A 5,976-nucleotide genomic window follows, 5' to 3' on the forward strand; every position below is an offset into this window, starting at 1 on the left:
CCTATTGATTGGGCCAAGCGCAATACGGGGATACGTTTTCGGGGAAAACAGATTTTTGTGAGCGAACAATACGTGATGCTCATCGGCAACATCATGTAGAGCAACGTATTCCCTTTTATGTCCTTAATGGTTCACATTATTTTTAATAAAATGAATACCTGTCTATATTTATGTGGGATACATGTCGCTTTTCTTTATTGGCATAATGCTTTCTGCTGATAATGATTGTTTTGCTTTAATCATTTCTTTTTCATTTGAAAATTTATAATTAGGCAATAGTTCTTTAGGTTTGACACCTAAAATAAACGCGATAGAGAATAAATGTTCTACTGTTATTTTGGTATGTCCATTCTCTATACGTGAATAGTGCTGTTGACTTATTTCCAATGAATGGGCTATTTCCCTCCCTGTCATCCCTAATTCTTTTCTTTTTTGCATTATTCTATAAGCAATAATGGAATTAATTGTACTCATGAACTTCATTCTCCAACAATAAACAGATTTTTAAGTTTAACAGAGTAAAAAGCATTTGTTATAAAAGCATTTTACTCTACTTATAAAACTCAATTAATTTTTATTGATATGAAAAAGTAATCGTTGCTACTGCTTTTACACTTCCTGGCGTAATAGTATTTTCTGTTTTTATATAATTAGCTTTTAATTTTATACGTGGATTTATCTCTCCTCTATAATTTGAAAAATGCCATTGATTTTGATTTCCTTTGTTAGGAGTGTCTGAACCATAACTAATCGCAGTTACTTCATTATTTTTATATAATCTTAGCCCAACGCCTTTTGCCGTAGAATCCGTTGCTAATGTTAATATATCAGAACGATTCCCATGTTGGGTCGCATCATTTAATGTAGCATAAACATCAATACCGTCTTGGCATTGAAGTTGTATATTAACTTCCCCTCCTTGCACTTCTTTATACAAAGACGTGAACTGGGATTGATAGACAGTATTTAATGGAACAACATAATTCTTTTGATTCATCGAGCATGTTTGGCTTTGCACTTGGATGCGCCCTCCATTTAACATAACAGGAGCTGTTAATCTTTTATTATTCAAACTTGCCCGATTAGATTCCAATAAAATATGGCCCAGTTGTTTGGTTGGTATCGTTACATACCCATTAGGTAATCGTCCTGTTGCGACAAAAGCAACATATAAACGAGCACCAAAACTTCCAGTTGCACCATTATAAGCATTTGGATTTGTATTGGCGGCAACAGGATCAATATATATACTTGAGCTGTTTATGGGAACCAATGGCGTTGCAGGCCAATAGCCCGCCATACCAATAATAATACCTAGCCCTGGAACTCCAGTATCAAATATATCGAAATCGGAAGATTGAGTGTTATTTCCTTGGCGAAAGTTATATGTGATTTTGCCTATTTTAGGTAATGTAGGAGTAAATTTTCCACGCATTAATGCTATTAAACTACCGCCGTTAAATATATATTGATTACTTGTTCCGGTGAGTTCCCCTATCACTCGAGGGTAAGTATGGGCATCAGCAGGACCAATAACAACAACAGGGAGGGTAGATGTGTTGATTGTTATTGGAGACGGTACGTAGTCATCTGCACCAGCAACAGCTAGACTAGGGAATAGATTAAAAGAAATAATATAACAAATATTCTTTTCATGGTTTGTTCCTAATTAGAGTGCGGTATACACTGAACAGGAATGGTTTGAGGTCGCATGTCAGTTTCATTGCGTGTCGCATGATATGTAAATGAGCATTTATCGTCATGATTTGGTCCCCATATCACATCAAGTTGACCTTGTTTAGGAAGACCGCGGGTAAATAAGCGTCCAGCTTGAGCCACATATCCGACTAACTGCTTATGCTCATCCAAAACCTCGGAAGCCATTGGAGGAGTACTACCATCTGGCATTCGAATATCAAATAGTAGGCTTCTCCCTGTTTGAGTATTAAATGTCACTAACGTGGCACTATTAGCGCGAGGAATGATTTCTTGTTCTGTTGCTGATAACTCAACATTCAAATCCAAATTAGTGGGGTCGATGCTAATTTGATTTTTTTCATAAGGCGTGACATAAGGCACAATACCATTTCCCCAAAAATCTAATCGGCTACCTGGTGCATTATTAATGACCGCACCTTGTGCTCCTTTTGCATGGATAATGGTAAAAGTATCACTTAAATCATTACTTAACGTCACTCCATAAGGATGTACGACAACGGCCCCCGACGCACCCAATGACATTTGACGATTATGTTGAGTATCTTGCCCGACGGTTGCGGTTACATTTACATAAGGTGAACGATAGCCTCCATTCATCGCATAGCCGGAAGGTCCACTTTCCTGACTATTACCTGAAATACCATAAGAGAATTGATTATCTTCCCCAGCGATACCGCTGATGGATGTTTGAATGCTGTTTTTCTCGCCTTTATTATAATTTAAGACAGTAGAAAAAATGGGGCTTTGAACACGCTCTCCCAAAGGAAGCGTAAAGTTCACATAAAATCTGTCATCTCGGCGTTGTTGCTCATTATCTCGTGATTGAGAAAAGCCAATCTGATAACCAAGTTTTTTCCAAAAATGGCTATATCCCATCTGATACTCATTACGACTTCCTTTATGCTCCCAGTAATTATAAGTGGTACCAGTTAAAAATATATTTCCCCATTTTTCACCTAATTCTTGATTAATTGAAACTTGGAATTGATTTTTAGGGCGATAAAATGCGGCACTTTTTATGGAAACATCATCAATAAATTCACTGTGATTAGCCAATAGCGCATCTTTCAAATGGTAAAAATCTTTAGATGAATAACGATAGGCTGCTAACGTGATATTTGTACTCGTGGTCGGAATATTGACGCTATAGCTAGTATGTAAACTGTAGCCTTTACGCGTTACGTTAGAGTGATTAAATGTTGTTCTGGACAATGTAATGTCAGATGCAATTGCCCCAATCGGCGTGTTAAAAGCAACACCAGCCAATCCTGCGGTATATTTTGAGCTTGTGGTCAGTCCACTATTTAAAGTGATATCATTTGTCAAACCATATTGATATGTGCCTTGTGCAATTAAATCATGATATGTCTCATTTGCATAACGATAGCGTCCCACTGACATTTGCCAACGGCTAAATCCGGGACGAATAAGTTGGGCAACAGAAGCAAAAGGAACCGTAAATGTTCTTGTTTGTCCATTAGATTCGGTTATTTGCACAAGAAGGTCGCCAGCATATCCACTGGGATACAAATCATTAATGACAAAGGGGCCAGCAGGCACAGTTGTTTCATAAAGGATGTGAGCATTTTGATAAATCGTAACTTTAGCATTACTATTAGCAATGCCTCGCACGATCGGAGCGTAGCCACGTAAAGAGTTGGGTAACATTCGTTCATCCGATGCTAATCGAATTCCCCGTAAGCTAAGGCTATCCATTAACTCGCCATTCGTATAAAAATCACCTAATGTGAATTGTGCCCGTAACTGAGCAATATCATGCGTCACATTTGTTTCGATATTCTGATACCCAGTAGAATGACCATTATTCCAGCTTTCACCACCACGGTGACGAAAAGCCCATCCCCATAAATTGAGTCCCGCTTTTAACCCAAGGTAAGTCTGCTCATTATTTATATCCGGAGTATTGTATTGATAATAGTTAACATCATAGTTGACAAATGCGGCAGGGACTCCACTTTGCCACTGTGCAGGGGCAATATATCCTCGAGGTCGAGTATTCACTTGTGCCTGAGGAATTTCTATATTCAGCTTTAAAGTGGATAAATCAAAATGAAATTTTGCTGAGGGGAGTCCTTCTGAGGCGGGATAACAAGTGGCTTTATAACTGTTTTCAGGAACAGTGCCTTTGACGACATCAATTAATGAAAGTAATTCCGGCGTTAGACATAACGTCGACGTATTCGCATTGTCAGTATATAAATACTGTACATTAGCTTTTCCTTTCCATTCATTATTGAGATAGATATCAGCGTAATACTTGCCCTCAGGAATAGGGTTGCCATAATTAAAGCGACGTATATCAATCGCATTCTTTCCTTGCACTGAATGCAAAAAGCTAGGATCAAATTCAGCTTCTTCAGCAGCGAATGAAGAAGTTGTTATCACCCCAATCCCTAAAGCGACACAAAACGGAAGAGAATAACGATAGGAAATGAGGTGTAATTGGTTATTAAAATTCATTATATTACCTTATTCCAAAGTAGATTCACCTTGTTGGTATCCACCATAATCATTAACAACAACCCAAGTGACTTTATTTGTTAATATTGGCTTCTCTTTAAGTGAAAATATTTTTGAAGAAAAAGGAGCTATCATCCCACTTTGTTCAACAGGCGTTAGCTGTTTATCCTGACCCACTGAGATTTTGTTGTAAGTGATGTAATAAGGTGTTGGGTTAATCGCTTTAATGCGTAGTGCTCCTTCCTGATGCCAAGTCACTTTTTGGTAAGCATCATCAGGCGTTACGTTGAGATTATCAGGGCGAAAGAAAAACTTAATGCGACTACGAACGGCTAATTGTAATTAATTGTTATTTCCCTCTGAGTTTTCCGAATTTTCTTCCACTTTAGGTTTTGCTGGAATGTCTAAGACATTTAGATAGAAAAGAGACTCTCTATCTTGTGGTAATGATTCACCGGTATAGACAATCCGGATGGTTTGCCCTGATTTCGGCTCCATACGAAATATGGGAGGAGTAATGATAAAAGGAACGTGAATTGAATCTGGTGCTGCAGCTGCGTTTCCGGTATCTAACCAAGACTGAATTAATGCGGGGGATTCATCGTTATTATTTAATTGAACATTAATGCTTTTTTGCGTTGCGGGATAAACAACGCGGGTCCCCATAATAACCACACTGGCTTGAGCCACTGTGGATACAAACAGAGTCAAGAAAATAAGAATGAACTTTAACATAATACCTCTAGAAGGAAATGGGGCAGTTTTTTCTGCCCCGTAAAATAAAAGCAATCCAATAAACCTTACTCATAGGCAATGGTGTAATGAACGGTTGCTTTTACATCCCCAGCGGTAGATTGTCCGGTTGCATAATATTGAGCAAAATATGGGAGGTTTACATTAGCATTGTCGATTTGTACTGGATGGACATCTTGTGTTGCAGAATCAGTACCTAACTGGATTGTTGTTGCTGCATCTGAGTTAAGTAATTGAACTTGAACATTATCAGCTTTAGTTTGTGCAGTATTTTTTAAGTTGTGTGTGGTTACATCAATGTCACTTGAAGGTTCAAAATATGTTTTGACACTTTGTGCACCATCCATACCAACAGCGCAACCAGTTAAATGAATAGTAAATGGAGTAAGACCTGCAGTAGCCGCATTTTCATTTAATGTAGTGGTGGATACTGTAGGTAATGTTACCGCTAAATTCTTATCATTTGTATTGACAGAGCAGGTTTGCGCAACAACTTTACCTGTAAATGTAATTGTTCCGTCATACGCCATAGATGAGCCAGCAAATGCAGCAGAAAGAATAGTAGCTAGTGCTATAACTTTTCTTTTCATATATTTATGATTCCTATTTTAAATTAAAGTTAAGTTATTTTTTGTTTTTCAAAAAAATGAAAAGTATTATTGAATAATAAAATATATATAATCCTATTAAATAGAGTTTATAGTGAGGTTTATATTTGTAGATTATATAAATAATAAAGATATTAAGTTTTTTAATGGTGATGTAGCAAATATAAAAATAAATAATTGAAATTATTATTTCAAATATCACTTAAGTAAAGATGGTTTTTTCGATCGATGGTGTTGATTTTGATAGTTACGACCTATTAATGGTTGGTGAAATGATCGTTAAAATCGATCTTGTTATTGTTGTTCAATGTGTTATATCAATGATTGATGATATATATATGAGAAGGTTATTAGTCAAAACTTGAGTTTTAATATAAATCAAATTGCTTAGCTCTTTCAGATATGGTGCAGAATT

4 protein-coding genes and 1 pseudogene are annotated in these 5,976 nt (G+C 36.9%); all 5 read right to left on the bottom strand.

Annotation, left to right across the window (positions count from 1 at the left end):
* Positions 1-168: 168 nt before the first annotated feature.
* A complete protein-coding gene (locus HMPREF0693_RS17580) occupies positions 169-474 on the bottom strand; it encodes a helix-turn-helix domain-containing protein (RefSeq protein WP_012367647.1) in 306 nt (101 codons plus the stop codon).
* A gap of 100 nt (positions 475-574) precedes the next feature.
* Positions 575-1,435 carry a fimbrial protein gene (locus HMPREF0693_RS17585; RefSeq protein WP_223302922.1) on the bottom strand — a complete coding sequence of 287 codons (861 nt, stop codon included), beginning with the start codon at positions 1,433-1,435 and terminating at the stop codon, positions 575-577.
* A 230-nt stretch (positions 1,436-1,665) separates the two neighbouring features.
* Positions 1,666-4,200 (bottom strand): fimbria/pilus outer membrane usher protein, encoded by a 2,535-nt coding sequence (locus HMPREF0693_RS17590; protein WP_004247001.1) that lies wholly within the window; start codon positions 4,198-4,200, stop codon positions 1,666-1,668.
* Between the two features lie 9 nt (positions 4,201-4,209).
* Positions 4,210-4,935 (bottom strand): annotated as a pseudogene (locus HMPREF0693_RS19875) (fimbrial biogenesis chaperone).
* A gap of 65 nt (positions 4,936-5,000) precedes the next feature.
* Positions 5,001-5,543, bottom strand: coding sequence for a uroepithelial cell adherence major pilin UcaA (gene ucaA, locus HMPREF0693_RS17600; protein WP_004247004.1), 543 nt, complete (start codon positions 5,541-5,543; stop codon positions 5,001-5,003).
* Between the last annotated feature and the right edge of the window lie 433 nt (positions 5,544-5,976).

Origin of the sequence: Proteus mirabilis ATCC 29906, assembly GCF_000160755.1 — a bacterium.
Taxonomy (GTDB): domain Bacteria; phylum Pseudomonadota; class Gammaproteobacteria; order Enterobacterales; family Enterobacteriaceae; genus Proteus; species Proteus mirabilis.